Source organism: Brevundimonas sp. (assembly GCF_046299535.1).
Classification (GTDB): domain Bacteria; phylum Pseudomonadota; class Alphaproteobacteria; order Caulobacterales; family Caulobacteraceae; genus Brevundimonas.
On record NZ_JBKBIB010000005.1, the window covers coordinates 41645 to 67939 of the forward strand.

The 26295-nt window shown below is 67.0% G+C and carries 28 protein-coding genes; 13 read left to right on the top strand and 15 right to left on the bottom strand.

Translation table 11 applies throughout. The annotated features are described in order from the left end of the window. Position 1 precedes the first annotated feature (1 nt). Complete coding sequence (purM, locus tag ACK4FB_RS05210; RefSeq protein WP_409748674.1) at positions 2–1039, top strand: phosphoribosylformylglycinamidine cyclo-ligase; 1038 nt, start codon at positions 2–4, stop codon at positions 1037–1039. A 7-nt stretch (positions 1040–1046) separates the two neighbouring features. Then, complete coding sequence (purN, locus tag ACK4FB_RS05215; protein WP_409748675.1) at positions 1047–1679, top strand: phosphoribosylglycinamide formyltransferase; 633 nt, start codon at positions 1047–1049, stop codon at positions 1677–1679. Positions 1680–1717: 38 nt separating this feature from the next. Here the strand turns inward: purN and ACK4FB_RS05220 are convergent, their stop codons facing one another. After that, positions 1718–1918, bottom strand: coding sequence for a glycine zipper 2TM domain-containing protein (locus tag ACK4FB_RS05220; protein ID WP_409748677.1), 201 nt, complete (start codon positions 1916–1918; stop codon positions 1718–1720). A 69-nt stretch (positions 1919–1987) separates the two neighbouring features. Then, a complete protein-coding gene (gene ndk, locus ACK4FB_RS05225; RefSeq protein ID WP_409748680.1) occupies positions 1988–2407 on the bottom strand; it encodes a nucleoside-diphosphate kinase in 420 nt (139 codons plus the stop codon). Between the two features lie 181 nt (positions 2408–2588). Between ndk and ACK4FB_RS05230 the strand changes: the two genes are divergently transcribed. Continuing rightward, on the top strand, positions 2589–4475 hold the full coding sequence (locus ACK4FB_RS05230) for an ABC-F family ATP-binding cassette domain-containing protein (protein WP_409748683.1): 1887 nt from the start codon (positions 2589–2591) through the stop codon (positions 4473–4475). Here the strand turns inward: ACK4FB_RS05230 and ACK4FB_RS05235 are convergent, their stop codons facing one another. Genes ACK4FB_RS05235 through ACK4FB_RS05255 form a run of 5 tightly spaced genes read right to left on the bottom strand, consistent with a single transcriptional unit; the run spans position 4476 to position 7366 of the window. After that, positions 4476–4757 (bottom strand): hypothetical protein, encoded by a 282-nt coding sequence (locus tag ACK4FB_RS05235; RefSeq protein WP_409748686.1) that lies wholly within the window; start codon positions 4755–4757, stop codon positions 4476–4478. Further along, the gene (locus ACK4FB_RS05240) at positions 4754–5056 is read right to left on the bottom strand and encodes an I78 family peptidase inhibitor (RefSeq protein ID WP_409748689.1); all 303 of its coding nucleotides are present in this window, start codon (positions 5054–5056) and stop codon (positions 4754–4756) included. Before ACK4FB_RS05240 ends, ACK4FB_RS05235 begins: the two co-directional genes overlap by 4 nt. A 15-nt stretch (positions 5057–5071) precedes the next feature. Then, entirely contained in the window at positions 5072–5443 is a 372-nt protein-coding gene (locus ACK4FB_RS05245; RefSeq protein ID WP_409748692.1) for a hypothetical protein, read from the bottom strand. Then, entirely contained in the window at positions 5425–5889 is a 465-nt protein-coding gene (locus ACK4FB_RS05250) for a DNA polymerase III subunit chi (protein WP_409748695.1), read from the bottom strand. Before ACK4FB_RS05250 ends, ACK4FB_RS05245 begins: the two co-directional genes overlap by 19 nt. Before the next feature lies 1 nt (position 5890). Continuing rightward, positions 5891–7366 (bottom strand): leucyl aminopeptidase, encoded by a 1476-nt coding sequence (locus ACK4FB_RS05255; protein ID WP_409748698.1) that lies wholly within the window; start codon positions 7364–7366, stop codon positions 5891–5893. On the opposite strand from ACK4FB_RS05255, the gene ACK4FB_RS05260 reads away from it, so the two are divergent. The 6 genes from ACK4FB_RS05260 (at position 7323) to rsmA (ending at position 15491) form a co-directional block, all read left to right on the top strand. Next, a complete protein-coding gene (locus tag ACK4FB_RS05260; RefSeq protein ID WP_409748701.1) occupies positions 7323–8648 on the top strand; it encodes an LptF/LptG family permease in 1326 nt (441 codons plus the stop codon). The genes ACK4FB_RS05255 and ACK4FB_RS05260 overlap by 44 nt on opposite strands. Next, positions 8645–9751 (top strand): LPS export ABC transporter permease LptG, encoded by a 1107-nt coding sequence (lptG, locus tag ACK4FB_RS05265; protein ID WP_409748704.1) that lies wholly within the window; start codon positions 8645–8647, stop codon positions 9749–9751. The genes ACK4FB_RS05260 and lptG overlap by 4 nt, the downstream gene beginning before the upstream one ends. An 89-nt stretch (positions 9752–9840) precedes the next feature. Beyond that, on the top strand, positions 9841–12213 hold the full coding sequence (locus tag ACK4FB_RS05270; RefSeq protein ID WP_409748708.1) for an LPS-assembly protein LptD: 2373 nt from the start codon (positions 9841–9843) through the stop codon (positions 12211–12213). Positions 12214–12306: 93 nt separating this feature from the next. After that, positions 12307–13653: a peptidylprolyl isomerase gene (locus ACK4FB_RS05275; protein WP_409748711.1), complete on the top strand. Its 1347-nt coding sequence runs from the start codon at positions 12307–12309 to the stop codon at positions 13651–13653. A gap of 3 nt (positions 13654–13656) precedes the next feature. Further along, positions 13657–14685 (top strand): 4-hydroxythreonine-4-phosphate dehydrogenase PdxA, encoded by a 1029-nt coding sequence (gene pdxA / locus ACK4FB_RS05280; protein WP_409748714.1) that lies wholly within the window; start codon positions 13657–13659, stop codon positions 14683–14685. After that, entirely contained in the window at positions 14682–15491 is an 810-nt protein-coding gene (gene rsmA, locus ACK4FB_RS05285) for a 16S rRNA (adenine(1518)-N(6)/adenine(1519)-N(6))-dimethyltransferase RsmA (protein WP_409748717.1), read from the top strand. The genes pdxA and rsmA overlap by 4 nt, the downstream gene beginning before the upstream one ends. Here the strand turns inward: rsmA and ACK4FB_RS05290 are convergent. Beyond that, entirely contained in the window at positions 15488–16726 is a 1239-nt protein-coding gene (locus ACK4FB_RS05290) for a dipeptidase (RefSeq protein ID WP_409748720.1), read from the bottom strand. The two genes, rsmA and ACK4FB_RS05290, sit on opposite strands and share 4 nt — an antisense overlap. Before the next feature lie 112 nt (positions 16727–16838). Between ACK4FB_RS05290 and hemF the strand changes: the two genes are divergently transcribed. Further along, the gene (hemF, locus tag ACK4FB_RS05295; protein WP_409748723.1) at positions 16839–17717 is read left to right on the top strand and encodes an oxygen-dependent coproporphyrinogen oxidase; all 879 of its coding nucleotides are present in this window, start codon (positions 16839–16841) and stop codon (positions 17715–17717) included. Positions 17718–17725: 8 nt separating this feature from the next. On the opposite strand, the gene ACK4FB_RS05300 is transcribed toward hemF, so the two are convergent. The 7 genes from ACK4FB_RS05300 to ACK4FB_RS05330 all read right to left on the bottom strand — a co-directional run bounded on the left by ACK4FB_RS05300 (position 17726) and on the right by ACK4FB_RS05330 (position 23303). Then, a complete protein-coding gene (locus ACK4FB_RS05300) occupies positions 17726–18454 on the bottom strand; it encodes a glutamine amidotransferase-related protein (RefSeq protein WP_409748725.1) in 729 nt (242 codons plus the stop codon). After that, on the bottom strand, positions 18451–19665 hold the full coding sequence (locus tag ACK4FB_RS05305; protein ID WP_409748728.1) for a CCA tRNA nucleotidyltransferase: 1215 nt from the start codon (positions 19663–19665) through the stop codon (positions 18451–18453). Before ACK4FB_RS05305 ends, ACK4FB_RS05300 begins: the two co-directional genes overlap by 4 nt. Further along, positions 19662–20291, bottom strand: a complete 630-nt coding sequence (locus tag ACK4FB_RS05310) for an NUDIX hydrolase (protein WP_409748730.1) — start codon at positions 20289–20291, stop codon at positions 19662–19664. The genes ACK4FB_RS05305 and ACK4FB_RS05310 overlap by 4 nt, the downstream gene beginning before the upstream one ends. Then, positions 20288–20830: a DUF1285 domain-containing protein gene (locus ACK4FB_RS05315; RefSeq protein ID WP_409748733.1), complete on the bottom strand. Its 543-nt coding sequence runs from the start codon at positions 20828–20830 to the stop codon at positions 20288–20290. Before ACK4FB_RS05315 ends, ACK4FB_RS05310 begins: the two co-directional genes overlap by 4 nt. A gap of 53 nt (positions 20831–20883) precedes the next feature. Beyond that, positions 20884–21375 carry a GNAT family N-acetyltransferase gene (locus ACK4FB_RS05320; protein WP_409748736.1) on the bottom strand — a complete coding sequence of 164 codons (492 nt, stop codon included), beginning with the start codon at positions 21373–21375 and terminating at the stop codon, positions 20884–20886. Between the two features lie 63 nt (positions 21376–21438). Then, the gene (locus ACK4FB_RS05325) at positions 21439–22212 is read right to left on the bottom strand and encodes an enoyl-CoA hydratase (protein WP_409748739.1); all 774 of its coding nucleotides are present in this window, start codon (positions 22210–22212) and stop codon (positions 21439–21441) included. Then, positions 22209–23303, bottom strand: coding sequence for an MBL fold metallo-hydrolase (locus tag ACK4FB_RS05330; protein ID WP_409748742.1), 1095 nt, complete (start codon positions 23301–23303; stop codon positions 22209–22211). Before ACK4FB_RS05330 ends, ACK4FB_RS05325 begins: the two co-directional genes overlap by 4 nt. A 152-nt stretch (positions 23304–23455) precedes the next feature. Here ACK4FB_RS05330 and ACK4FB_RS05335 point away from each other — a divergent pair, with 152 nt between their 5' ends. The 3 genes from ACK4FB_RS05335 (at position 23456) to ACK4FB_RS05345 (ending at position 26274) form a co-directional block, all read left to right on the top strand. Then, on the top strand, positions 23456–24862 hold the full coding sequence (locus ACK4FB_RS05335) for a hypothetical protein (RefSeq protein WP_409748745.1): 1407 nt from the start codon (positions 23456–23458) through the stop codon (positions 24860–24862). Between the two features lie 111 nt (positions 24863–24973). After that, positions 24974–25777, top strand: coding sequence for an exodeoxyribonuclease III (xth, locus tag ACK4FB_RS05340; protein ID WP_409748747.1), 804 nt, complete (start codon positions 24974–24976; stop codon positions 25775–25777). Beyond that, positions 25762–26274 (top strand): hypothetical protein, encoded by a 513-nt coding sequence (locus ACK4FB_RS05345; protein WP_409748750.1) that lies wholly within the window; start codon positions 25762–25764, stop codon positions 26272–26274. Before xth ends, ACK4FB_RS05345 begins: the two co-directional genes overlap by 16 nt. The last annotated feature ends 21 nt before the right edge of the window (positions 26275–26295 follow it).

Below are 26295 nucleotides of genomic sequence, written 5' to 3' on the forward strand. Positions count from 1 at the left end.
CATGAGCGCATCGAACGACACCCGCCCCAACGGCCTGACCTATGCGCAAGCGGGGGTGGACATCGACGCGGGCGAGCGGCTGGTTCAGGCGATCAAGCCACTTGCCAGGTCCACGGCGCGGCCGGGCGCGGAGCCCTCGCTCGGCGGATTCGGCGCCCTGTTCGACCTGAAGGCCGCCGGATTCGTCGATCCGCTGATCGTCTCCACCACAGACGGCGTGGGCACCAAGCTGAAGATCGCCATCGAGACCGGCCTGCACGGCGGCGTCGGCGTCGATCTGGTGGCCATGTGCGTCAACGACCTGCTGGCCCAGGGCGCGGAGCCCTTGCTGTTCCTGGACTATTTCGCCACCGGCAAGCTGGATGTGGAGGCCGCGACCCAGGTGGTGGCGGGCATAGCCGAGGGGTGTCGTCAGGCGGGATGCGCTCTTGTCGGCGGCGAGACGGCCGAGATGCCGGGCATGTACGGCGATGGCGACTATGATCTGGCGGGCTTCTCCATGGGCGCCGTGGAGCGGGGGCAGGTCTTGCCGCGTCTGGATCTGCAGAACACCGGCGACGTGATCATCGGCCTGGCCTCGTCGGGGCCGCACTCCAACGGCTATTCGCTGGTGCGCAAGGTGGTGGAGAAATCGGGTCTGGGGTGGAACGACGAGGCCCCCTTCTCGCCCGGGCACACCCTGGCCGAGGCGCTGATGGCGCCCACGCGCATCTATGTGAGATCCATCGTCCCGCTGATGAAGGCCGGTCTGATCAAGGGCGGCGCCCACATCACCGGCGGCGGCTTGGTCGAAAACCCGCCCCGCTGCATCGCCGAGGGCCTGAAGGCTTCGTTCGACTGGGATGCGTGGCCCCTGCCCCATGTCTTCCAATGGCTGGCCGAAACGGGCGGGATCAGCGACCACGAAATGCGCCGCACCTTCAACTGCGGGGTGGGCTTTATCCTGATCGTCAGTCCGGAAAACGCCGAGCCCGTTCTGGCCTCGCTGCTGAACGCGGGCGAGGCCGCCTTCATTTGCGGCCAGCTGGACGCGGCCTGACCGGCGCATGTCCGGCGGCGAACACGATCATCGGGCGGCCACAAAGCAGGGCAGGACCAGGGTCGGCATACTGATCTCGGGCGCGGGCTCCAACATGGCCGCCATTATCGAGGCGGCGAAGGCGGGAGACTATCCAGCCGAGATCGCCGTGGTCATCTCCAACAACCCGGAGGCGCCCGGGCTAGCGCTGGCACGCGCCGCCGGGATTGAGGCGCTGGCCATCGACCATCGCCCGTTCGGCAAGGCGCGCCATGAGCACGAGACGGCCATCGACGCCGCCCTGCGCGAGCGCGGGGTCGAGGCGGTGGTTCTGGCGGGATATATGCGCATCCTTACCGGCCATCTGGTGAGGGCGTGGGAGGGACGGATGCTGAATATCCACCCCAGCCTGCTGCCGAAATATCCCGGCCTGGACACCCATGCCCGGGCCATCGCGTCGGGGGAAGCGGAGGCCGGCTGCACCGTTCATCTGGTGACGGAGGGTGTGGACGAAGGCCCTGTGCTCGGGCAGGCGCGCGTTCCGGTGGAAGCCGCAGACACGCCGGAAGCTCTGGCGGCGAGAGTCCGCATCGCGGAACACCGGCTTTATCCCGAGACCCTCGCCGCCTTCATCCGGCAAAGAAAAACGGCGCCGGTCTGAGACCTGCGCCGTTTCCCTTCTGAAGGTGTTGCCGATAATCAGTCGGGGCGGGTCGCCGCTCCGGCCGCGCCGCCGATGACGGCCCCGGCAACGGTGGAGGTGGTGTCGCCGCCGATAACCTGACCGGCCGCAGCGCCCGCGATGGCGCCGGTGGCCGCGCGCTGCTCCATCGTCGTGCCGCAAGCGGCCAGAAGCGCGACGGCGCCGGCGACGGGGATGAATTTGATGATCGTCTTCATGGCTTTGTTCTCCTTGAACGATGCCTGGAAAACGATCCCCCGCCGGGCCGGTTCCGCGAAAACCGCCGATCAGCCGACGATGTCGGCATCCGTGAAGAACTGGGCGATCTCGAGCTTCGCGTTCTCCTGGCTGTCGGAACCGTGCACCGAGTTCTCACCGACGCTCTCGGCGTACAGGGCGCGGATGGTGCCGGGAGCAGCGTCCTTGGGGTTGGTGGCGCCCATGACTTCGCGGTAGCGGGCCACGGCGTTCTCGCCTTCCAGAACCTGCACCACCACCGGCGCCGACATCATGAATTCCACCAGTTCGCCATAGAACGGGCGCTCGGCGTGGACTTCGTAGAATTTTTTGGCCTGGTCTTCGGTCATCTGGATGCGGCGCTGGGCGACGATGCGCAGGCCCGCGTCCTCGATCACGGCGTTGACCTTGCCGGTCAGATTGCGGCGGGTGGCGTCCGGCTTGATGATCGAGAAGGTGCGTTCGGTCATGGGAGTGACTTCTTGGGTTTGGTGGTTTGAGGGTCGCGGGCTTATAGACGCGCCGCCGCCCGTTTCCAACTGGGAGCGCTTTTCCTTTTTTCGCCCTGTCGCCAGGCGCATCGCGCTTCGCTGCTTCAGGGCGTCGCCGTTTGCCCGCTCCACCTCCCTCCTGACTGATTGTTCGCCTGCCATGCTCCAGATCACCGACCTGACCTTCAACGCCTGGGGCCGGAAATTCCTGGTCGACGCCTCTGTCTCGCTGCCGCCCGGCTCCAAGGTCGGACTGGTGGGCCGCAACGGCATCGGCAAGTCGACCCTGTTCAAGCTGATCCTCGGGGAACTGGCCGCCGGCGGCGACGAGATCAGCCTGCCCAAGACCGCTCGCATCGGCTCGGTCGACCAGGAACACCCCGCCACCCCCGTCAGCGTGCTGGAGACCATCCTCGAGGCCGACGAGGAACGCCATGACCTGCTCGGTCGGCTCGAAACTGCCGAGCCCGAGGAGATGGGCGAGATCTGGACCCGGCTGATCGAGATCGACGCCGACGCCGCCCCCGCCCGCGCCGCCGAAATCCTGGCCGGCCTCGGCTTCGACCAGGAGAACCAGCAGCGCCCGATGTCGGAGTTCTCCGGCGGCTGGCGCATGCGCGTCGCCCTCGCCGCGGCCCTGTTCGCCGAGCCGGACATGCTGCTGCTCGACGAGCCCACCAACTATCTGGACCTGGAAGGCGCCTTGTGGCTCGAGGCGCGGCTGAAGAAATATCCGCACACCGCCCTGATCATCTCCCACGACCGCGAGATGCTGAACGAGGTCTGCACCCACATCCTGCACCTCGCGAACCACACCCTGACGCTCTACACCGGCAACTACGACCAGTTCGAACAAGCCCGCGCTGAAAAGGCCCGGCTGCAGATGTCCGCCAAGGCCAAGCAAGACGCCGAACGCGCCCACCTCCAGGCCTTCGTCGACCGCTTCAAGGCCAAGGCCTCCAAGGCCGCCCAGGCCCAGTCGCGCATGAAGCGTCTGGCCAAGATGCAGCCCGTCGCCACGACCATCGAGGAACGGGTCGCTCCCTTCATCCTGCCCTCGCCCCCGCGCCCGCTGGCGCCGCCGCTGATCCGTCTCGAAAGGGCCAATGTGGGCTATGAGACCGGCAAGCCGATCCTGCGCAATCTCAATCTGCGCATGGATCTGGACGACCGCATCGGCCTGCTGGGCGTCAACGGCGCCGGCAAATCGACCTTCGCCAAGATGATCGCCGGCGCCCTCAACATCTCCGAGGGCGAGTTGCACCGGGACCGCAAGATGCGGGTCGGCTGGTTCCATCAGCATCAGATCGAGGCCATGGACCCGACCGACACGCCGCTGGAGATTATCCGCCGCGCCATGCCCGACGCCCCCGAGAGCAGCCGCCGCTCGAAACTGGCGCAATGGGGGCTGGGCTATGAAAAGCAGGAAACCACGGTAGCCAGCCTGTCGGGCGGGGAACGCGCCCGTCTGCTGCTCAACCAGGTGGCCATGGACGCACCGCACATCCTGATCCTCGACGAACCGACCAACCACCTCGACATCGACAGCCGCCGGGCGCTGCTGGACGCGCTGAACGAATATTCCGGCGCCGTCATCCTGATCACCCACGACCGCTCGCTGATGGAGATGGTCGCCGACCGCCTGTGGCTGGCCGCTGACGGCACGGTAAAACCATGGGATGGCGACATGGACGACTACGCCAAATTCGTTCTGGACCGAGCTAGACAGTCCGCCGTCAAGCCGACCCAGATCAAGGAGGAGGCCGCGGCCGGAGCACCAGCCTCCAGCAAGAAAGGCAAGAAGAACGACAAAAAGTCAGGCCCCTCGCCCTCAACCTTGCGTCACGCAGTGAAGAAGGCTGAAGAGCGCATGACCATCCTCACCGACCAATTGGCGCGCCTGGACGATGATCTGGCCAACGCAGCCGTTAATGACCCTGCTCGGCTTGAGGGCCTTACCCGTGCCCGCGCCAAGGGCCAGGCCGATCTTGACGCCGCAGAGGCGGAATGGCTCAAGGCCGAGGAGGCCCTGGCCGAAGCGGTCTGATCAGCCGCAACTCACCCGTTCGATGATGCCCGTATCCTCATCAAAGAACAGGTTCAGGCGGTTTTCCTGATAGTCCTGCGTAACCGCGCACGTTGTGCAGGCCATGCGAACATTGGCTTCACGGGGGAAGGTGACGGCCCCCATGTGCGACCCGATGAGGGACCGGGCGGCTTCGGCGTCGCAACGCCAGACTCCGCCGCCGGCGTTTTCTTCAGGCAAATTCGCTGGCGCGCAGGCGGCGGCGCTGATCAGGGCGCCCCCAAGAACCAGAGCGCGTATCATCCGCATTTCACTTCCCTCACCACGCCCGACTGCTCGTCATAAAGAATGTTCAGCCTGTCCGGCCGGTAGTCCATGGTGACGGGGCAACTGGTGCAGGTCACGCGCCACGTCGCCCCCGTCGGCGCCGGGGGAACCTGACTGCGGTTTTGTCCGACCAGGTTCTGGTATGCGCTGGCCTGGCACTGGTTCTCCGCCATGGGCGGCACGCCGGGACCGCCTTCATGGGGCGGCAACGCCGTACAGGCGGCGAGAACTGTAGCTCCGACAACGGTAAGGCTGGCGGCGATGGCGGTTTTCATGATGAGCCTTTCAGGTCATCCGCAACGAACTTCTTCCACGATCCCTGTATCCTGATCGAAGAAGATGTTGAGACGGTAGGGCGAATAATCCTCGGTGATCGGACAGGTGGTGCAGGTCACCCGACGGTTGATCACATCCACAGGAACGGGAATTTCGGTGCGGGGTTGCCCGACAATGTTCTGCAACTCCGCCGCCCGGCACAGATCCCCGTCCATCTGCGGCATGCGCGTGCCCACAGGCTGGGTCGCCGCGGCGTAGTCAATCACCTCGCTGGCGGGCGCCGAGGCGGCCGGCGTCTGTATTGGAGCGGCCGGCGGCGGGGCGGACGAACAGGACGCCGCAACGAGCGTCACCACGCCCATCCATATCAGGCCGCCTTTTCCCATTTTCCCTGCTCCGTCTGCTTCCAGTAGGCCAGGTTCGCCCCGGCCTCTTTCAAGGTCTTCCAACGCCCCCGCGCATGCTGGAGCGATTCCTCGTCCCGGCCGTCGAAGATGATGAAACACCGCTCGAACGGTTCGGATGCATCCATGTGTGAGCGGTCGACGATGAACAGCGCCTGAGCGCCGTTTTCATTTGCCGTGCCCGAGCTCAACAGGATGGGCTGCCGGTCCGCATGGGGCTGGTCCGCGCGACCGTGGGCGAGGAAGGCGTCTTCACGCCATGCCCACAGCCGTTCGTCCAGTTGCTCCATCAACCCGGAATCGCCGATGCGCAGCAGCGCTCGCCATCCCCGTTGCAGGGTCCGGTCCAGCAGTTCCGGCAGCACCTGATCGAGCGTCGAGCGCTCCAGGTGATAGAACCAGATTTCGCCGGACCCCGCCTCGCTCACGTCAGGATTCGTACGAATCCGCGACCATGCGGTCCAGCAGACGCACGCCGAAGCCGACGCCGCCGTCCGGCACCATGGGATTCCGCGAATCCTTCGCCCATGCCGTGGGCGCGATGTCGATGTGCGCCCAGGGAGTCTTGTTCACATGCCGCTGCAGGTACAGCGCCGCCGTGATCGAGCCGCCCGCGCGCCCGTTGCCCACATTGCGCATGTCTGCGATCTGGCTGTCCACGTGGCGGTCATAACGATCCGGCAGCGGCATGCGCCAAACCGGCTCGTCCACCTTGGGGCCGGCGGCGAGAATGGCGTTGGCGACCTCGTCGTCGTTGGAGAATACGCCCGCGTACTCATGACCCAGAGCGACGATCATGGCGCCGGTCAAGGTGGCCAGGTCGATCATGAACTTCGGCTTGAACTGCTCCTGGACGTACCAGAGGCAGTCTCCAAGCACGAGGCGACCCTCGGCGTCGGTATTGATCACTTCCACCGTCTGGCCCGACAGGGATTTGACCACGTCGCCGGGACGCTGGGCCTTGCCGTCGGGCATGTTTTCTACCAGGCCGATGACGCCGATGACGTTGACCCTGGCCTTGCGCCCGGCGAGCGCCTGCATCAGGCCGGCCACGGCGGCGGCGCCGCCCATATCCCACTTCATCTCCTCCATGCCGTCGGCAGGCTTGAGGGAGATGCCGCCGGTGTCAAAACAGACCCCCTTGCCCACAAAGGCCAGGGGCTGATCGCCCGGCTTGCCGCCATTCCACTTCATGATGGCCACCTGGCTTTCGCGTTCACTGCCCTGGCCGACGGCCAGCAGGGTGCGCATGCCGATCTTTTCGAGCTCGGCTTCGCCCAGGATTTCCACCTCGAGACCCAGCTTCTCCAGTTCCTTGACCCGACGGGAGAACTCGGCGGGATAAAGGACGTTCGCCGGTTCGCAGACCAGGTCGCGGGCGAACATGACGCCGTCGGCCACCGCGGACAGGGGCTGGAAAGCGGCCTCGGCCGCCTTGGGATCGGCGGCGACCACGCGCAAAGTCTTGATCGACGGAATCTTCTCGGGCTTCAGGGTCGTGCGGTACTTGTCGAAGCGATAGGCCCCCAGCACGGCCCCGAAAGCGACTCGCGCGGCCTGTTCTGCGGACAGATGCTTCAGGTCCAGCGTCAGGGATTCGGCGCCTGACATTTTCACAGCGGAATAGGCCTGGGCCCCGGCCTTCTCAAGGGCCTGATCGTCCAGCCTGGCCTTGTCGCCCGCCCCCACCAGCAGCACCTGACCGGCGTCCACGCCCGCAGGCGCCGCGACGGCCAGATGGCTCAGAGCGCCGCCCGTGAAACGGCTGGCCTTCATGGCGCGGGTCAGGGCGCCGGACGACGCCGTGTCGTACCCGGCCGTTTCGCCCGAAAAGGCGCGATCCTCGTGCACGAGGATCGCGATGATCTCGGCCGCGCCAGTCTCGGCGACGAACTCTACTTTCATGGAAATAACTCCTGGCCGGGTTCCAGTCCCGGTCTTGGCATGTACGAACGCACACCGGCTGAGCTTCCCGGCACGCAAGGATGCTGTATTACATGCCCCCCAAACCGCCGGGCCGCAACCGGCGCTGACGCCGCAAATGAACCTTATCAGCCGCTACCTCTTCCGCCAGATCGCCCTGCCCGTTGCGGCGGCGTGCGGGGCCCTGTGTGGAATCGGCGTGCTGAGTCAGAGCCTCAACCAGCTGGAAGTGATCGTGGAACGCGGCCAGAGCGCGTGGATCATGCTCAAGCTGACCGCCCTAGCCACACCCCAGCTCCTGGCGGTGATCCTGCCCATCGGCGTTCTGGTCGGGGGGCTGATGGCCCTGACCCGCCTCCAGAGAGAGCAGGAGTTGACCGCGTGCTTCGCCGGCGGGTTGACCCGATGGCGGGTGATCGCTCCGGCGATGCGCCTGGCGACCCTCGTCACCCTGCTCAGTCTTTTTGTGACGCTATACGTTCAGCCGGCCGCCCAACGGGAAGCGCGTGAAACGGCGTTCGCCATACGCACCGACCTGGCGTCCCTGCTGGTGCAGGAAGGTCAGTTTGTCCGTGCGGGCGGCGGCTTGACTGTGTACGTGCAACAAATCGAACAGAACGGCCTCATCCGGAATCTGTTCGTTCATATCCAGGATGGAGACAGCGTCACCACCTGGGACGCCACCACCGCCCGTTTTACCCGCATTGATGGCGCCCCGGCCCTGCTGATGGGACCGGGTTCGATGCAGCAGTTCTCGGATCGCGGCGTGCTGAACTTCCTGTCGTTCGATGAATACGCCTTCGACCTGACCCCCTTCACCGGGACAGAGGAAATTCTCGCCTTCAGGGAATCCGATCTGTGGCTCGCCGAACTGGTCCGCCCCAGCGCCGATATGCTCGAGCGTACCGGAAGCCGGGAAGAGCTGCTGGCTGAGGCCCACGCGCGGATCGCCTCTCCCCTCTACGCGCTGACCGCGATGGCCCTCGCCCTGTCGGCCGTGATGGGCGGGCAGTTCCGCCGCACGGGCTATGGCGGTCGCGTGGCCGCCGCCGCCGCGGCCTTCCTCGTGGTCCGGGTGGCTGGCTATGGCGTTGTGGCCGCCAGCGCCTGGAATATATGGCTGGCGCCGCTCCAGTATCTGATCCCTCTCGGCGCCATGGCCTTCGCCTTGCGCCTTGCGTTCCGTCAATCCAGTCCTGTAGCCAAAGTCAAAAAGGCGATCAGCGCCCTGCCCCGCCCGCGCCGCGTGAGAGCAGCGTCATGATCGCCGGATACCATCTGTCTCGCATCGAGCGCTATGTGCTCCTTCAGACGTTGAAGTCATTGGGGGTGGCCCTGGCGGTGATCGCCGGCCTCGTCGTGCTCATCGATTTCGTCGAGGTCTCCCGTTCGGTGGGGCGGCATGCCGACCTCGGCGCAGCGCGGATTTTCGGCCTCACGCTGATGAAATCGCCCGCGGTGATTCTTCAGTTGCTGCCCTTTGTTTTCCTGTTCGGGTCGCTTGCGGCGTTCGTTGGCCTCAATCGGCGCAGCGAGCTGGTGGCCATGCGGGCGGCGGGCGTCTCTGCATGGCGCTTCGTGTTCCCTGCCGGGGCCGCCGCCTTGCTGACAGGGATCCTCACCGTGACTGTGCTCAACCCCGTCGCGGCTTCGCTGGACGGGAGATACGAGTATGAACGCGCCAGGATCAGGGGGGGCGGCGCGACGGCGGAGTCCTCGGCTGTCTGGCTGCGCGAGGGCGACGATAGCCGCCAGATCGTCATCCGGGCCGACAGTCGCAATCTCGCCACGGGGGCGCTGAACGACGTCTCCTTCTTCATCTACACTGTGGGTGAGGATGGAGCGCGCAGCTTTTCGGAGCGGATCGACGCATCGACGGCTACGCTTTCGGCTGGGAGCTGGCGGCTCACGAACGCCCGGGGCGCCTCGGTAGGACAGCAGGCCCGTCCCTACGCCTCGCTGGATCTGCCTTCCAGCATCGCCGACGACGACGCATTCAACCAGTTCGCGGATCCGGATTCGACGCCATTCTGGTCGTTGCCTCCCCAGATTGATCGCATCGAGGCGGCAGGATTTTCAGCCACGGCGCACCGACTGAAATTCCAGCAGTTGCTGGCCACGCCGCTGATGTTCGCCGCCATGTCCATGCTGGCTGCGGCCTTCTCCCTGCGGCTCATGCGTCTGGGCGACCTGGCCCGCATGAGCGTTGCGGCGGTGATCCTCGGTTTCGCCTTCTTCTTCATCAATCAGTTCACGGCGGCGCTTGGGGCGGCCGAGGCGATTCCCGCCTTTCTCGCAGCCTGGCTTCCGCCCATATTGACCGCGCTGTCCGCCTTCACCTTGCTCTTCTATACCGAAGACGGGTAACCGGACGACGAAACCGGAAAGCCGCTTTGTTCGGCCGGGAGCAAGACTTGGTGAGCATGCTGCAGGCCTGGCGTTTGGGAAACAGAGCGATGGCGCAACGGCGTCTGCTCGGGGGGGCGGCCGCGCTGGCGCTGATCCCCACAGGCGCTATCGCCCAGCAGACGCCTGCAAACGCCGTTCCGACAGGAGCGGTGTATATTGAGGCGGACGACGTGGTTCGGGACGCGGACACCGGCCAGGTCGCCGCCCGCGGCGATGAAGAGCGTGTTCTGGCCCGCTTCGAAGGTCGCAATCTTCGTGGCCGCGAAGTCACCTACAACCTCAATACGGGCGTGGCCGCCGCATCGGGCGACGTCGAACTGATCGACATCGACGGTACGGTGGTGACCGCCGACCTGCTGGAACTCGACGAGAACCTCCAGACGGGGGTGGCGGTGAACCTGGCCGTCCGGGCGACCGACGGCAGCCACCTGATGGCTGCCACCGCTGTTCGGAGATCTCAGACCGTCAACGAACTGAACTACGCCCTGTTCACGCCATGCCCCATCTGTGACGAGAACGGCCCCCGGGAGCCGACCTGGTCCATTCAGGCGCAGACGGTGGTGCAGGACGAGGACCTGCGCGCGATCCTGTACCGGAACGCCCTGTTTCGCGTGGGCGGCCTCCCCGTGCTCTGGCTGCCCTTCTTTGCTCATCCGGACCCGACGGTGGAGCGAGCGTCAGGTTTTCTGGTCCCCGGTATCGATTACGACGAAGCCCGCGGGTTCTCGTATGAACAGCCGTACCTGATCGTCGTGTCGCCCTCGGAGGACTGGATCGTCAGTCCGCAGTTCAATACCGACGTAAATCCGTTCCTGAACGTGCAATGGCGCCGCCACTTCGGCGTGGGCGTCGTGGAGGCGCGCGCGGGATATACCTACGAGGACATCCCCGGGGTGGAGGAGCGCGATCATCGCGGCTATCTGCTGGCCCACGGTGCGTTTGATCCGGCCGGACCATGGCGCTGGGGTTTCACCGCCGAACGCGCCTCGGACAAGACTTTGTTCGATCGCTATGGGACCGACGATCCGTATCAGGACAATGGACTGTATTACGGCGATCGACGGCGCCTGATCTCCCAGGTTTATGCGGAGCGGCAGACCGAGCGGTCGTATCTGTCGGCAGCCGCCTTCAGCATTCAAAGCCTGCGGGTGCTGGAGGTCGACCGCGCCAATCCCGCCAACAACGTCTTCGAGCGCGACGGCGTGACTCCGGTCGCCGCCCCGGTCATCGAAGCCATGTGGGAACCACGTCAGGGCGTTATGGGCGGGCGTCTTCGGCTGACTGGAAACGCCGCGGTCCTGATTCGGGAAAACTATGTCGGCGCGCCGGTGCTGTCCCCCGGCGAAATCCCTGCCCCGGATCCCTCCGACCCGACCCTGGCGGGATATCCGGGCGTGGACAGCGCAAGACTGGTGGTCACTGCCGATTGGCGTCGCGTTCTGACGTCGCCGATCGGCCTGAGGTGGGAACCCTTCTTCAATCTGCGCGCCGACGCCTACGCCGTTGAGAATCTGCCCTCCAGCCCCGACGATTCCGTCACGATCACACGGGCCCGGGCCACAGCAGGTCTGGATGTCAGCTATCCCCTGATCCGGCGGTTCGAGAACGGCGCGGATCTGGTGCTTGAACCCCTCGCCCAGATTTCGATCTCCAGTCGTCCCGACCTGGACCCCAGACTTCCCAACGAGGACAGCCAGGTCACGGATCTGGATGAGACCTCGCTGTTCGCCATCGATCGCTTCACCGGCCACGACCTCTATGAAGGCGGCCTGCGGCTCACCGCCGGCGGCAGGGCCAGTCTCCGCTGGGGCAGTCAGCGATCAGCAAGCGTCTTCCTCGGTCGCAGTTGGCGGGACGAAGCAGAAGACCGCTACCTGGTGCCCACCGGTGACGGAACGGGAACGCTTTTTGACCCCTCAGGCCTCGCGGATCGCGCGTCAGACTGGGTTGTCGCCGCCACATTTTCCCCGGGGTCTCAGGTCCGGGGCTGGGCCCACGCCCAGATCGACGATGGCGGCGAGGTCCGTCGCGCGGAAATCATGGTGGACGGAGAATGGGGCGCCCGAAACATGGCCACCGTCAGCTACATCATCGACCGGTCGAACCCCGGCGATGTGGACCCCGACCTGCCCCTGGCGACCCGTACCTATCGAAATTACGAGTTCGTGCAGTTCAGCGGCCAGCAGTTTATCAGCGGCAATTGGGGCGTGGCGGGTCGCGGGATCATGGATCTCCAGGAAGATCGCTTCACCCGCAGCGAAGTCGGGGTGCTTTTCGAGGATGACTGCATCCGTTTCGAGATCGGATACCGCCGGGACAATACGCGGGTGGACCCTTCCGGGCCGCGAACGGGCGCGTATGTGCGTCTAACCCTCGCCACATTGGGTGGTACAGGTTATCAACGGGATGACATGTGGTGATCGGACGTCTGTCCAGACCATGATATGGGCGCCATTCATCGGTACGCTTGGCCGAAATGGACGCTGAGCGGACCCAGGGACAAAGAATAAGACATGCGTTTCAAGCGTTACACGGCGGGGGTTGCGATCGCGGCCATGCTGGCTTCTGTCGCACCGGCTCAACTGGCGACGGCGCAAACTGCGCCGGAGACGCCCGTGGCCGGGCAGCTGGATCCTTCCGCCGAGCAGACTCCCCAGCGGCGGCCTACGGCCGCTGATTTCGATCTGGCCGAAGGTCTGGTGGTGCTCGTCAATGACGTGCCCATCACCAGCTATGAACTGCGCCAGCGCATGTTGCTGCTCATCGCCATGACCCAGGTCCAGCCAACCGCGGAAAGCCTGCCCGCCATTCAGCGTCAGGCGCTGAACAATCTGATCGACGAAAAACTCCAGCGACAGGAACTGGCGCGTTTCCAGGTCAATATCCCCGATGAGGAGGTGGACGCCGAGATCGCCATGATCGCCCAGTCCGTGGGGATCACGCCGGAAGCCTATCTGGGCTATCTCGCCGAGACGGGCGTGCAGCCCGAAACGGTGCGGGAGCAGATTCGCGTCGAGACCGGATGGCAGGCCCTGGTGCGGGGCCGATACGGTCCCCGGGCCCGGGTCGGTCGCAACCAGGTCGACCAGACCATCCAGCGCATCTCCGCCTCCGCCAGCCGGCCCCAGTACCTGGTGGGCGAGATCTTCATCGACGCCGCGCGTGTGGGCGGACAGCAGGCGGCGATGAATGGCGCGAACCAACTGGTCGAGCAGATCATCCAGGGGGCGCCCTTCATGGCCGTCGCCCGACAGTTTTCCGCGGCGCCGTCAGCAGCCAGCGGCGGCGATGCCGGCTGGCTCATCCAGGGCGAAGTCCCCCAGGGCCTTCAGACAGCCCTGGACAACATGGAGCCGGGTCAGTTGTCCCGACCGATCCCGGTCGAAGGCGGTGTCTATATTCTCTACCTGCGGGACAAGCGGGACGGTTCATCCACCAGCATGGTCAACCTGCGCCAGGTGATGATCGAAGCGGATGCCGGCGCCTCGGACGAAGCCGTCGCCGCCGCCACCGCACGCCTCAATGCGATCAGGAGCGACCTGACCTGCGACAACATCCTGGAGCGGTCCCGTCAGGAACCTGATCTTCTTGGCGCCGATCTCGGCGAGTCGGACATCAATGATCTGGCCCCCCAGTTCCAGCAGGTGGCGCGCTCGGCCGAGGTGAGGTCGATAAGCGCCCCCGTACGCACCCCCCTGGGCGTCCATCTTCTGGCCGTCTGCGATCGGCGCGCCGGGGGTCCGGCCGCGCCGAATTACGACGAGGTCGAGTCCCGGCTTCGCGGCCAGCAACTCTCCATGCTTGCACGCCGCTATATCCGTGATCTGCGGGAAGACGCCCACATCGACTTCAAGGGCTGAGCCATGACGGGCGCGCCCGCCGCCTCTGTGCGCGCCCCACTGGCCCTGACCCTGGGAGAACCCGCAGGGGTCGGCGCCGAGATCATTCACAAGGCCTGGGACGTTCTCAAGACCGAGCCTGAGACGGCGTTTTTTGTCATCGGCGACCTGAATGTGCTGGCCGTGGCCGGATCGTCGCCCTTGTTTCCGATCCAGGATCCGGACGAGGCGGTTCATCGCTTCGCCGGGGCGCTGCCGGTGCTTCACCGACCCGTTCCGACATCCGTGACGGCCGGGCATCCTGAACCCGCCAACGCAGCCGCCGTGGCCGACTGGATCGAGCAGGCGGTCAATCTGGCCCTGGCCGGAGACGCATCCGGCCTGGTCACAGCGCCAATAGCCAAGGCCCCTCTGTACGCTGCGGGATTCCGCTTCCCTGGCCATACGGAGTTCATCGCCGAGCTGACGGCCGACCGCCCCTACGCCGGCACGCGCGGGCCGGTGATGATGCTGACCGCAAAGGACTTGCGCGCCTGTCTCGTCACGATCCACGTCCCACTGGACGAGGCGCCAGAACTGGTCACCGACGCCCGAATTCGCCGCACGGCGCGGGTGGTGCATGAGTGCCTGAAGCGCGACTTCGGCATTGAGCGCCCCCGTCTGGCCATGGCTGCCCTGAACCCGCACGCGGGCGAAGGCGGGGCCCTGGGCCTTCAAGAAATCGAAATCCTGAAACCGGCCGCAGAGGCCCTGCGCGCCGAGGGCATCGAAATCACCGATCCCCTGCCCGCCGACACCCTGTTTCATGACGAAGCGCGCCAAGCCTATGACGCGGCCATCTGCATGTATCACGATCAGGCCCTGATCCCGGTCAAGACGCTGGACTTCTGGGGCGGGGTCAACGCCACCCTGGGCCTGCCCATCATCCGCACCTCGCCGGACCACGGCACCGGCTTCGACATCGCGGGTAAGGGCGTCGCCCGGCCCGACAGCCTGATTGCCGCCGTCCGTCTGGCCGCCGCCATGGCCGACGCCCGCCACGCCGCCTCATGACCGACCTCCCTTCCCTGCGCGAAACGCTGGACGCCCACGGGCTGTCGGCCAAGAAGAGTTTCGGCCAGCATTTCCTGCTGGACCTGAACGTCACGCGAAAGATCGTGCGTCTCGCCGGGCCATTCGAGGGCCGCGCTGTGATCGAAGTCGGCCCCGGCCCCGGCGGCCTGACCCGCGCCCTGCTGGAAAGCGACGCGGGTCGGGTGGTGCTGGTGGAGAAGGACCCACGCTTCGTCCCGCTGCTGACCGAACTGGACGACGGATCAGGTCGCCTTGAAATCATCCAGGCCGACGCCCTGAAAGTGAAAGAGGCCGAACTGGTCGACGGCCCCGCCCATCTGGTGTCCAACCTGCCCTACAATGTGGGCACCCCTCTGCTGATCAAGTGGCTGACCGGCCCCTGGACGCCCCACGCCCTGACCCTGATGTTCCAGAAGGAGGTGGCCCAGCGGGTCGCCGCCGACGTGGGCGATGACGCCTATGGCCGTCTGGCGGTGATCAGCCAGGCGGTCTGCGAGGCCCGCGTGGTTATGGATCTGCCGGCCCGCGCCTTCACCCCGCCGCCCCGGGTGGATTCCGCCGTGGTCCATCTGACGCCCCGGCACGACAGGCCCGATCCGTCTGTGCTCAAGCGGCTGGAACAGGTCACCGCCGCCGCCTTCGGACAGCGTCGCAAGATGCTCAGGTCCAGCCTCAAGACCCTCGGCGGCGCGGCCCTTTGCGAGGCCGCCGGCATCGATCCCGACGCGCGGGCCGAGACCGTGGACGTGGCGGGCTTCCTGCGAATGGCGCGCGCCGAGATCTAGTCGTCGATGCGCGCCAGGGACGGGCGCTGGTCCGCCATGCTGGCAGCCGTCGCTTCCGCAGCCCGCATGGCCCGCAGCACGTTCTCGCCCGCCAGCTTGCGGATACCCGCCTCGGACCAGCCGCGCCGCATCAGTTCGGCCAGCAGGGCCGGATAGGTCTCCACCCCGGTCAGGCCCTCGGGCAAGGACCCGACCCCGTCGAAATCGCCGCCCAGCCCCACATGATCCACCCCCGCCACCCGGCGAATGTGGTCGATGTGATCCGCCACGTCGGCGATGGTGGCCGTCGGCGCCGGGTTCGCGTCCCGCCACGCAGCCAGCCCCGTGGTCACCGCCTCGGGATCGCCGGGGTTCAGCGCCTGCAGCCGCGCCCGCTCGGCCGCCATGGCCGCCCCGTGTGCGCGCACATCCTCATTCACGAAGCCCGGTACGAAGGTCACCATGACCACCCCGCCGTCCTCGGGCATCAGACGCAGCACGCTGTCGGGCACATTGCGCGGGTGGTCGGTCACGGCCCGGGCCGACGAATGGGAGAAGATCACCGGCGCTGTGGACACCCGCATGGCGTCCATCATGGTGTCCTCGGACACGTGGCTCAGGTCCACCATCATGCCCAGGCGGTTCATCTCGCGCACCACCGCCTCGCCGAAGGGCGTCAGGCCGTCGTGCTGCGGCGCATCGGTGGCCGCGTCGGCCCAGCTGGTGGTCGCCGAATGGGTCAGGGTCATGTAGCGCACGCCCGCTGCGAAGAACTGGCGCAGCAGGCCCATGGAGTCGGCGATGGAGTATCCGCCCTCTATGCCGATCAGCGAGGCGATGCGGCCCTCGCGGTGAATGCGCTCCACATCGTCGGCTGTGGCGGCGAATTCGAAGGCGTCCGGGTGCGCGGCCAGCATCCGGTTGACCACATCGATCTGCTCGAAGGTGGCCCGAGCGGCCTCCAACGGCTCCATGCTCGCGGGCACATAGACGGACCAGAACTGGGCCCCAACCCCGCCCGCGCGCAGGCGGGGGATGTCCGTGTGCAGGGGCGGCTCCAGCCCCGACTGGTCCCGGGCCAGGTCCACGCCGTGAACGTCGGAGCCGAACCGCTGGCGCAACGCCCAGGGCAGGTCGTTATGCCCGTCGATCAGGGGCGTGGTCTCGAGGATCGCGCGCGCCTGTTCAGGCGTCCGGGATTCGGCGGGCACAGCCATCATGAGGCTGAGAACGGCGGCGGCGGCGAAACGGTTCATGGAGCGACTCCCCTATCGGACAGAGCCAGAGTGTCCGCCCGGGTCCTGCGACACAAGCGCCCGCGATCGCCGGGTCTGTTGCGCGGGGCGCAACCGTGGTTTCAATCACCCCATGACCGATACGACCGATCCCGTCATGGATGACCGCAAGGCCCGCGCCCGCGCCTGGTTCGAAGCGCTGCGCGACCGCATCTGCGCCGCCTTCGAGGCTCTGGAGGACGAAGCGCCCGCCGATCTCTATCCCGGCGAGCCGGGCCGGTTCGTGCGCACCCCCTGGAGCCGCGAGGCGGGCGGCGGCGGCGTCATGGGCATGATGTATGGCCGCCTGTTCGAAAAGGTGGGCGTGCACGTCTCCACGGTCCACGGCGTGTTCCCGGCAGACTACGCCAAACAGGTGCCGGGCGCGGCGGACGATCCCCGCTTCTTCGCCACGGGCGTCAGCCTGATCGCCCATATGAAAAGCCCCCGCGTGCCAGCCGTGCACATGAACACGCGCTTCATCGCCACCACCAGAAGCTGGTTCGGCGGCGGCGCCGACCTGACCCCGCTGCTGGCCTATCAACGTCAGCAGGACTTCCCGGACGCGGTCGATTTCCACGCAGCCATGCAGGGCGCCTGCGACGCCCACGACCCGGACTGGCATGCGAAGTACAAGGCCTGGTGCGAGGAGTATTTCTTCCTGCCCCACCGCAACGAGCCGCGCGGCATCGGCGGCATCTTCTATGACCACCACGACAGCGGCGACTGGGACCGGGACCTGGCCTTCACCCGCGACGTGGGTCTGGCGTTTCTGGACGTCTATCCCCGCCTTGTGCGCGGGCGCATGGGCGAACCCTGGACCGATGCAGAACGCGAGGAACAGCTGGTAAGGCGCGGGCGATACGTGGAATTCAATCTGCTTTATGACCGGGGCACCACCTTCGGCCTCAAGACCGGCGGCAATGTGGACTCGATCCTGAGCTCCATGCCGCCAGAGGTGAAGTGGCCCTGATCTGAACCCTAGATCCCGCTGCCGGCCGCCTCGGTCGGCGGCGGCGTGCCCAGCAGAAAGGCGCGGATCCACGCGGTCATCAGGGCGCGGTCGTTAGGGTGCCGCAGGGTCTCCAGCGCCTTGTGGGCCACCTCAGCCGGAATCCGGTCCCGCCGCAGTTCGACCAGGGCGGCGGCGTAGTCGGGCTGGAATTCCGGGTGGCACTGGAACGACGCCGCGTCCTCGCCCCAGGCCAAGCCCGCGTGGGTGGTGAAGTCACTGGCGGCGATGACCCGGGCGTCGGGCGAGACGGCCACCACCTGATCCTGATGGGACACCGGAATGGCCACGCTGTCGGCCTTGGGGAACATCCACGGCTCGTGGCGGAGGACGTCATAACGATGCAGGCCGACGCCCCAGCCCTTGTCCGACTTCTCCACGCGCCCGCCGAAGGCCTGGGCCATGGCCTGATGGCCGAAACAGATGCCCAGTATGCGGGTGCGGCCACGGGCGGCGCGCAGCCAGTCCAGCAGTTGAGGGATCCAGACATGATCCTCATAGACCCCCGCCGCCGAGCCTGTAACCACCACGCCCTCGAAGGCGGACGGGTCGTCCGGCAGTCGCCCCTCCTGCACATTGAAGCGCGTGGTGGGCACGCCGTCGCCCAGCAGCGCCCGGAAGCGCGCGGGATAGTCGTCGAAGTCGTCGCGCAGCGCCTCGGGCGGGGCGCCGGTCTCGAGGATGGCGATGCGGGTCATGGTTCGCTCCGGGGAAGGAAGCGGCCCAGCATGGCGGCGTGATCGCCGTCGGGAAAGTCCTGATCCACCCACCAGTCCTCGAAGGCGCCCAGCATCTGCCCCACCGCAGGGCCGGACGCCCCGGCCCGCGCGGCGGCGTGGCCGTCCACCGGCAAGCGCGGGATCGGCCATGCGGCGGCCTGATCCAGCAGGCGTCGGGCCTGATCCTTATGCTCCGGCGACGCCGCCCAGGCGCGAAGGACCTGATCCTCGAACCGGCGCCGGCCGAGGCGGTACAGGGCCGCGCGACCGGCCCGAACGTCCATGGTCAGGCTGACCGCAGGCTCGGCCGGCAGAGCCAGCACCAGACGTTCCTTCTCCGCATTGGACAGGCGAAGGGCCCGCGCCGACGCCCGCACCCGATCCCCGTCGGCGGGCAGCAGCGCTGACAGGCGCAGGAGGGGATCGGGCGAGACACGGACCATGGCCTCAAACAGGGTCAAGCCTGCGTGATCCGGCAGCACCCTGTCCAGCACCCCGCTCTCGGCCATCAGGCGCAGCGCCGGCGCAGGGTCCGGCGCGGCCAGAAGCTTGAGCAGTTCCTTGGACACCCGCTCGGCGGGCAGGCGGCTCATGCCGTCCTTCAGGTCCGCGCAGGCCTTCAGCCCCGCTGCGTCGGCCGGGCCGCGTCCGTACCAGGCGTGAAAGCGGAAGAAGCGCAGGATGCGCAGATAGTCCTCGCGAATGCGGGTCTCAGGCTCGCCCACAAAGACGATTCGGCCCGCAAGAGCGTCATCGACCCCCTGCCCGGTCGGATCGAACACCTCGCCGTCCGGGCCCGCATAAAGCGCGTTCAGGCGGAAGTCGCGACGCTCTGCGTCCTCGGCCCAGTCGTCTGTGAAAACCACCGTGGCGTTGCGCCCGTCGGTAGAGACGTCCCGGCGCAGGGTGGTGACCTCGTGGGGCTGGCCGCCCGAGATGGCCGTCACCGTGCCGTGGGTCAGCCCCGTGGGCGCGGCTTTCAGGCCTGCCGCCTTGACGGCCGCCATCACCGCTTCGGGAGGCAGGGTGGTGGCGATGTCGATGTCGTCCACGGGCTGTCCGATCAGGGCGTTGCGCACGCAGCCGCCGACGAAGCGGGCGCAGCCGGGTCCACCCGCCGCCTCCAGCGCCGCCATCACCGCCCGCGTCTCCGGCGCCGTCAGCCAGGGTTGATCACCCAGGCGCGTCACGCCACGGCCTCGCGCGCCGGGTCGTGCAGACGGCCCCAGAGAGACCGCAGCATCCCCGCCGTGGCCCCCCAGATGTAGCGCTCGCCCCACGGCATGGCCCAGAACCAGCGCCGCGTGCCGTCGGGCGCGTCATAGAACTCGCGCCGGTGGTTGGCCTCATCCATAAGGAATTCCCACGGCGTCTCGAAAGCGTCGGCCACCTCGCGCGGGTCGGTGGTCAGGTTGAACCCCGGCCGCACCCAGGCCACCACCGGCGTCACCAGAAAACCCGTGACCGTCTCATAGGCGTCGGACAGGCCCAGCGGCTCCACATGGTCGGGCGACAGGCCCACCTCCTCGACCGCCTCGCGCAGGGCCGCCTGCACCACCGTCTCGCCGGGATCGAGCCGTCCGCCGGGAAAGGCGATCTGGCCGGTATGGCTGGCCAGGAAATCCGAACGACGGGTCAGCAGCAGGGTCGGCCCGTCCATGTGATCCACCACCGGGATCAGCACCGCCGCCGGGCGGAGGGGTCGGTCCAGACGCGGCGCGTCGGGATTCAGGTCGAAATCGGAGAACCGCGCACGACCGGACGCCGCCTCAAGCGGGTCCAGCGCCGAAATCAACTGTTGACGCAATTCGTTCAAGTCACCGCCCCGAGGGTGAAGGCGACGCCGCCCGATCGCACTGTCATGCGGCCGTCGGCCAAAGCCGCCATATCGACCAACTCGTAGAATACTGACCGCTCGATGCGGGCCTCCAGATCACCGCGTACGTGCACGTAGGGCGTCGGCTCCCCCGTCACCGGATCCGTCTCGACGCGCATGGGATGGTCGGCGCCCGCCGTGATCCGCTCGCCCATGTCGGTGGTGAAGATCAGATCATCACCCTCCGGGTCCACCCGCACGGCGCGAAAGGGGACGTCCTCCACCGTGATCTTCAGCTTCTCGACCGGCGTGACCAGGTAATAGCCGTCCGGGTCCTTGCGCAGCACCGTGGCCAGCAGGCGCACCAACTGCGGGCGGCCGATGGGCGAGCCTTCGTGCATCCAGACGCCGTCGGCGCCGATGACAAGATCCATCTCGCCGCAGTTGTCGGGATTCCACAGATGCACCGGCGCAGGGCCGCGCCCGTCCTCCGCGTGTCCTGCGACTGACTGTATGAGGCTGAGGGTGTCCCGGGTCATGCCTCTGATGGTAGGCGCCCCGAGGCTCGTCGGGAAGGGCCTGCCGGAAAGGGTCAGTCGGGGCGGACGGGCCCGGTGGGCGCCGCGACCGCGTCCAGAGCCAGCCACAGCAGGCGCGCGGGATCCACCGAACCGGGCATGGCCGCCCCCTCGATGCGCTGAAATCCGAAGCGTTCGAAATAGGGGGGGTCGCCCACCAGGAGAACGCCGGACGCCCGGGCCTGCCGGGCCCAGTCGACGCAGGCACCCACCAGCTCCGCGCCGATCCCGGCGTTGCGCTCGGTCCGTTCGACGGCGATGGGGCCCAGGAACAGGGCCGGCGCGCCGCCGATGGTGATGGTCCACAGCCGCACCGAACCGATGATCCGGCCGTCCTGACGCGCCACGAAGCCGACAGCAGGATCGCGGCCCTCGCGCAGACGCTCGGCGGTCCTGGCCAGATGCCCGGGACCGAAGGCGGCCTCCACCACGCGCGCCACCGCCGCCGCGTCGAACACGGTTTCGGCCTGGATGACGGCAGGCTGGGGCGAAAGGGCGATGGTCATGACGCAGCCGGGCTTGGAGGGACCGCGCATCTGCGGCCCGCGCCCCCGTCCGTCAAGAAAAAATCAGCCGGCTTTCGAGAAGTCCGGCGCGCGCCTCTGACTGAAAGCCATGAAGGCCTCCATGGCTTCGGGGCTCTTCATTTGCGCGCCGAACGCCTCGCCCTCGGCCAGCATCAGGGTCCACAGCGCCTCAGCGTCGCGCATCAGGCGCTTGGTCGAGCGGATGGAATTGGGCGCCCGGGCCGACAGCAGGGCCGCGAGGCGCAGCGCTTCGTCGTCGACCTGATCGGCGGGAATCGCCCGGTTGGCCAGACCCCAGTCCAGCGCCTGACGTCCCGTAATGGGTTCGCCCAGGGCGAACATCTCGAACGCCCGCTGGTGGCCGATGACGGCGGGCAGCAACGCGGTGGACGCCGCCTCCGGGGCCAGGGCCAGATTGACGAACGGAACCGACAGCAGGGCGTCGTCAGCCACCACCACCATGTCGCAGTGAAGCAGCAGGGTCAGCCCGATGCCCACCGCCCGGCCCTTCACCGCTGCAACTGCGGGACGGTCCAGTTCGGCCAAGGCCTTCAGGAAGCGGAACACCGACATGTCCAGCGGCTCGTCGGTCTGCGAGCCGATGGCGATGAAATCGCCGATGTCATTGCCGGCGCAGAAGCTGTCGCCCTCGGCGCGGAACAGGATCACCCGCACGTCGGGATCGGTCCTGGCCCGCTCAGTCGCCTCGGCCAGCACGGCGTACATGGCCTGGGTGATGGCGTTCTTCTTGTCGGGCCGGGCCAGGGTGACGCTGAGCACGCCTTGCTCAAGCGCGACGTGAACATGCTCGCTCATGCGGGATCTCCAGTTTCGATGCGGGTCCACCAGTCCACGCCGTCCGCGTCGCGATCGCGGCCGATGCGGCCCTGGGCCTCCAGATAATTCAGGTGGGCGATGGCCTCGCCCGTGGCCATGCCCAGCACGCCCTCGCCTACCGTTCGGCCGAACAGGGAGGGGAACACGTCCACCGCCCGCTTCGGCTCGGCCAGGGTGCGCTCCAGCCGGCGCAGGGCCACGTCATGGCCGCGCAGCAGGGCGTTCAGCCGGGCGTGGGCGCCCCGGAACGGCTCGCCGTGGGAGGGCAGCACCAGGGCGTTTTCGGGAATGCGGCCCTTCAGGGCCTCCAGCGAGTCCAGCCAGTCCTTGAGCGGGTCGGACAGGGGCTCGGTCGGCCAGACCGAAATGTTGGACGAGATGCGGGGCAGCAGTTGATCCCCCGAGATGAACAGGTCGTCCCGCTCGCGCAGCAGACAGACGTGCTCCGGCGAATGCCCCGAGCCGACGATGATGCGCCAGGCGTCGCCGCCAATCTGGATGCCGTCGCCATCGCTGAGCCGGGTGAACTCCGACGGCATCGGCCGAACCGCCTTGCCGAACAGGCCATAACGGGTGCGATAGCCCTCGATCTGTTCGTCCGACCATCCGGCCGCGCGGTAGAAGGCCACACCCGCCTCCGGCGCCGGGCCCGTGTCGGCCAGCAGCATGCGCGCGGTGACATATTCCAGCCGCGACATGAACAGCGGCGCGCCGGACCGCTCGCATAGCCAGCCCGCCAGACCGATGTGGTCCGGATGCATATGGGTGCAGATCAGGCGGGTGACCGGCCGGCCCTGGAGCGGCCCGGCGAGGGCCGTCTCCCAGGCGTCGATGGTGTCCGGCAAGCCCAGGCCAGTGTCGACGATGACCCAGCCTTCGCCGTCGCGGATGGCCCAGACGTTCACATGGTCCAGCGCCATGGGCAGGGGGAACCGCAGCCACAGGACGCCATCGGCCGCCTGCACCGCCTCTCCCAGCGCCGGGATGTCCAGCGCCGGATAGTCCGGCCCGGCCGCGCCCTGGCGGGGCTCCGGTGCTTTGGCCTGACCGTCGGGCAAGCGCGTCTCCATTGAAAACTCATTGCCACTTTGCCCTCCACGGCATCCCGCGTCAAAGGTCATCTGATCGCCACAGACGGAACACATGCCGCCGTTATGACTTGACCCAACTATCGGCGCGGGCGAAGCCTTCGCCAACCTGAAAGCTAGGTGAGGAAAGCCCCTTGAAGCTGCGTAATTCCCTGCTCGCCCGATCAGCCGTCGTGCTGACCGTCGTCGGTTTCACCCCCCTCCCCGCCGCGGCTGCGCAGAGCGCACCTTCAGCGGCCGCCGTCACCGCTTCAGCGGCGATGACCCTGCAGTCGCGTACGCGCCAGGGCCGGGGGGCCCAGGCTGCGGAGCCCCGTACAGGCCCGGAAGTCATCGCCGAGGCGCAAGCTGTTCTGGCGTCCACCAATACCGGGTGTGAGGTCGTCAACGCCGTCAGCCCCGGCCGCAATGGCGACATCAACATTTATGAAGTCGCCTGCTCCAACGGCCTTGGCCATATTCTCACGGACGGCCCGGAACCCACTACACGCAATTGCTTCATCGTCGCCCAGCAATCCGACGACCACGCCCGGGAGAATCCGGGCGCGCCGGAACAGGTGCGGTGCAGCCTTCCCGAGAACGCGAACCCGGAGCAGATGATCGCACGCTATGTGCAGGCGGCAGGCATTACCTGTCAGGTCGAGGGGTCCCGTTGGGTCGGTCGTACGCAGGCCGGAGAGGAACGCTATGAAGTCGGGTGCTCGGGCAGCGACGGCTACTGGTTGCGGGCGAACAATGCAGGGGAGTTTGAAGGCAGCCTGGAATGCCTCGAAGTCACCGTGGCTGGCGGCGAATGCCAGTTGACCTCACGTGCAGAGCAACTTGCGGGCCTTCAGGCCCGCTTCGCGTCTGTCGCGCCCCAGTCCTGCACTGCCGAAGATGCGCGTTTCGTCGGTGCGAACGAGCAGTACCGCTTCTATGAAGTGAAGTGCAGTGAAGGCTTCGGCTTCGTCGGCCAGACGAACCCGGCCGGAGAGGTTCTGGAAGCTCGAGACTGCAGCCGTCCCCAGATCGTTCCCGGGGGATGCACCCTGACGGACAGTTCCGCCGCCCAGGCTGCGGCCTCCGAACAGCGCGTGGCCGCCCTGCGCCAGGTCGGTCGGACGTGCGCAGTCAATGAAGAACGCATCGTCGCCGTGGAGAGCCCGCCGGACGGATCTCCCGGCCGTGAAATCTACGAGTTCGACTGCGCCGATCAGCCTTTCGGCCTGACGGGCTTCTTCCCTCCCGCCGGTGGTTCGGGCGAGATTGAAGCGTTCGATTGCTTCACCATGGATGCGCGGGGCCTGGAGTGTCAGTTCGTTGCGCGTTCCGCGATCAATACGGAACTGACCCGGATGATCACAGCCAGCCAGCGCAACTGCAACGTTGTGGACTATCGGGTGGTCGCCCGCATGGCGAGCCTTGATGGCGATGTGGCCGAAGTGAAGTGCGACGACGGCCGCGGCTGGTTCGGTGAGTTCCCGGACGACCGCCAGACTGCGGGACAGTTGTTGCCTTGCGCCGCTGCGGCCCGCCAGGGCGATGAATGCGTCCTGTAAATCTGCGTCATCGGTAATCCGAAGAAGCCCGTCGCGATCGCGGCGGGCTTTTTCTTTTGTGTGGGTCCACTGTGCGTTAGCGTGGCGCCGTCCTGAACCGCTGAGTCCCTGATGCGCATCGCCACCTGGAACGTGAACTCCGTCAACGCCCGTCTGCCCACCGTGCTGGACTGGTTCAGCCATGCCAAGCCGGACGTGGCCTGCCTGCAGGAGATCAAGTGCGTGGACGAAAACTTCCCGCGCCAAGCGTTCGAGGACCTGGGCTATAACATCGAGACCCATGGCCAGAAGAGCTACAACGGCGTGGCCCTGCTTTCGAAATTTCCCCTTTCCGATGTGCGACGCGGCCTGCCCGGCGACGTTTCGGACGAACAGGCCCGCTACATCGAGGCGCTGGTCGAGGCCCCCTCCCCGGTTCGCGTGGCGTCCATCTACCTGCCCAACGGCAATCCGCTGGGAACCGAGAAATTCGCCTACAAGCTGGCCTGGTTCGAGCGCCTGCGCCTGCATGCTTCGGATCTGCTGACCCATGAGGAAGCCGTCGCCCTGTGCGGCGATTTCAACGTCATCCCCACGCCCGCGGACGCGAAGAACCCCGAGGCCTGGGTGACAGACGCCCTGTTCCAGCCGGAGAGCCGCGAGGCGTTCCGCGCGCTGAAATGGCTGGGCTTCGCAGACAGTCACGAACTGGGCGGCGAACCGGAGGGGACTTACACCTTCTGGGACTATCAGGCCGGAGCCTGGCGGCGGGATCACGGCATCCGCATCGACTTCGCCCTGCTGTCCGCACTGGCGGCGGACCGTTTCCGGGGCATCGAGACCCATCGCGACGCCCGCGACATGGAAAAACCCAGCGATCACGTGCCCGTCGTCGTCGATCTGGATCCGGAGCCGCCCGCGTGGTCGAAGCCCTGAGGATCATCCTGCTGGTGGCCCTGGCGGCCGCCGCCCTGACCACAGCGGGCCTGACTTTGGCCTGGTGGATGGAGCCCGTGCGACGTCTGCGCCGGGCGCTTCAACGCACCATGGGTCCATCCGTTGAGGTGGAAGCCCTGTCCCCCGCCGAGGGCCGCGCCTGCGCGCTGGATTTTGAAACCAGCCAGGCGGCGGTGCTATGGGATCGAGGCGCCAATGGGCTCGTCTATGATTTCGATGAGATAGAGGGCGCGGAAATGATCGTGGACGGCCATGTGCTGGCCCGCGTGCGCAGGGGCGAGGGGCGCCGGGCCCTGGATGTCATGGCGCCCGACGCGGGGCAGGTGGTGCTGCGCCTGATGTTCGCGGACGCCCGTCATCCCGAGTTCGAACTGGATCTGTGGAACGCGACGACCGGCGCGTCCACGGGCTCGCCCGCCGAAGCCTTGCGGCTGGGCCGCCGCTGGCTGTCCCACGTCGAGGCGCTGCTGAAATAGCCCCCCGCCCTTTCGGCCCGC

Excerpts from the sequence above, each read along its gene's own strand:
- purM (WP_409748674.1), top strand. The coding sequence starts at position 2 with ATGAGCGCATCGAACGACACCCGCCCCAACGGCCTGACCTATGCGCAA.
- purN (WP_409748675.1), top strand. The coding sequence starts at position 1,047 with ATGTCCGGCGGCGAACACGATCATCGGGCGGCCACAAAGCAGGGCAGG.
- ACK4FB_RS05220 (WP_409748677.1), bottom strand. The coding sequence starts at position 1,918 with ATGAAGACGATCATCAAATTCATCCCCGTCGCCGGCGCCGTCGCGCTT.
- ndk (WP_409748680.1), bottom strand. The coding sequence starts at position 2,407 with ATGACCGAACGCACCTTCTCGATCATCAAGCCGGACGCCACCCGCCGC.
- ACK4FB_RS05230 (WP_409748683.1), top strand. The coding sequence starts at position 2,589 with ATGCTCCAGATCACCGACCTGACCTTCAACGCCTGGGGCCGGAAATTC.
- ACK4FB_RS05235 (WP_409748686.1), bottom strand. The coding sequence starts at position 4,757 with ATGATACGCGCTCTGGTTCTTGGGGGCGCCCTGATCAGCGCCGCCGCC.
- ACK4FB_RS05240 (WP_409748689.1), bottom strand. The coding sequence starts at position 5,056 with ATGAAAACCGCCATCGCCGCCAGCCTTACCGTTGTCGGAGCTACAGTT.
- ACK4FB_RS05245 (WP_409748692.1), bottom strand. The coding sequence starts at position 5,443 with ATGGGAAAAGGCGGCCTGATATGGATGGGCGTGGTGACGCTCGTTGCG.
- ACK4FB_RS05260 (WP_409748701.1), top strand. The coding sequence starts at position 7,323 with ATGATCTCGGCCGCGCCAGTCTCGGCGACGAACTCTACTTTCATGGAA.
- ACK4FB_RS05255 (WP_409748698.1), bottom strand. The coding sequence starts at position 7,366 with ATGAAAGTAGAGTTCGTCGCCGAGACTGGCGCGGCCGAGATCATCGCG.
- lptG (WP_409748704.1), top strand. The coding sequence starts at position 8,645 with ATGATCGCCGGATACCATCTGTCTCGCATCGAGCGCTATGTGCTCCTT.
- ACK4FB_RS05270 (WP_409748708.1), top strand. The coding sequence starts at position 9,841 with ATGGCGCAACGGCGTCTGCTCGGGGGGGCGGCCGCGCTGGCGCTGATC.
- ACK4FB_RS05275 (WP_409748711.1), top strand. The coding sequence starts at position 12,307 with ATGCGTTTCAAGCGTTACACGGCGGGGGTTGCGATCGCGGCCATGCTG.
- pdxA (WP_409748714.1), top strand. The coding sequence starts at position 13,657 with ATGACGGGCGCGCCCGCCGCCTCTGTGCGCGCCCCACTGGCCCTGACC.
- rsmA (WP_409748717.1), top strand. The coding sequence starts at position 14,682 with ATGACCGACCTCCCTTCCCTGCGCGAAACGCTGGACGCCCACGGGCTG.
- ACK4FB_RS05290 (WP_409748720.1), bottom strand. The coding sequence starts at position 16,726 with ATGAACCGTTTCGCCGCCGCCGCCGTTCTCAGCCTCATGATGGCTGTG.
- hemF (WP_409748723.1), top strand. The coding sequence starts at position 16,839 with ATGACCGATACGACCGATCCCGTCATGGATGACCGCAAGGCCCGCGCC.
- ACK4FB_RS05300 (WP_409748725.1), bottom strand. The coding sequence starts at position 18,454 with ATGACCCGCATCGCCATCCTCGAGACCGGCGCCCCGCCCGAGGCGCTG.
- ACK4FB_RS05315 (WP_409748733.1), bottom strand. The coding sequence starts at position 20,830 with ATGACCCGGGACACCCTCAGCCTCATACAGTCAGTCGCAGGACACGCG.
- ACK4FB_RS05320 (WP_409748736.1), bottom strand. The coding sequence starts at position 21,375 with ATGACCATCGCCCTTTCGCCCCAGCCTGCCGTCATCCAGGCCGAAACC.
- ACK4FB_RS05325 (WP_409748739.1), bottom strand. The coding sequence starts at position 22,212 with ATGAGCGAGCATGTTCACGTCGCGCTTGAGCAAGGCGTGCTCAGCGTC.
- ACK4FB_RS05330 (WP_409748742.1), bottom strand. The coding sequence starts at position 23,303 with ATGGAGACGCGCTTGCCCGACGGTCAGGCCAAAGCACCGGAGCCCCGC.
- xth (WP_409748747.1), top strand. The coding sequence starts at position 24,974 with ATGCGCATCGCCACCTGGAACGTGAACTCCGTCAACGCCCGTCTGCCC.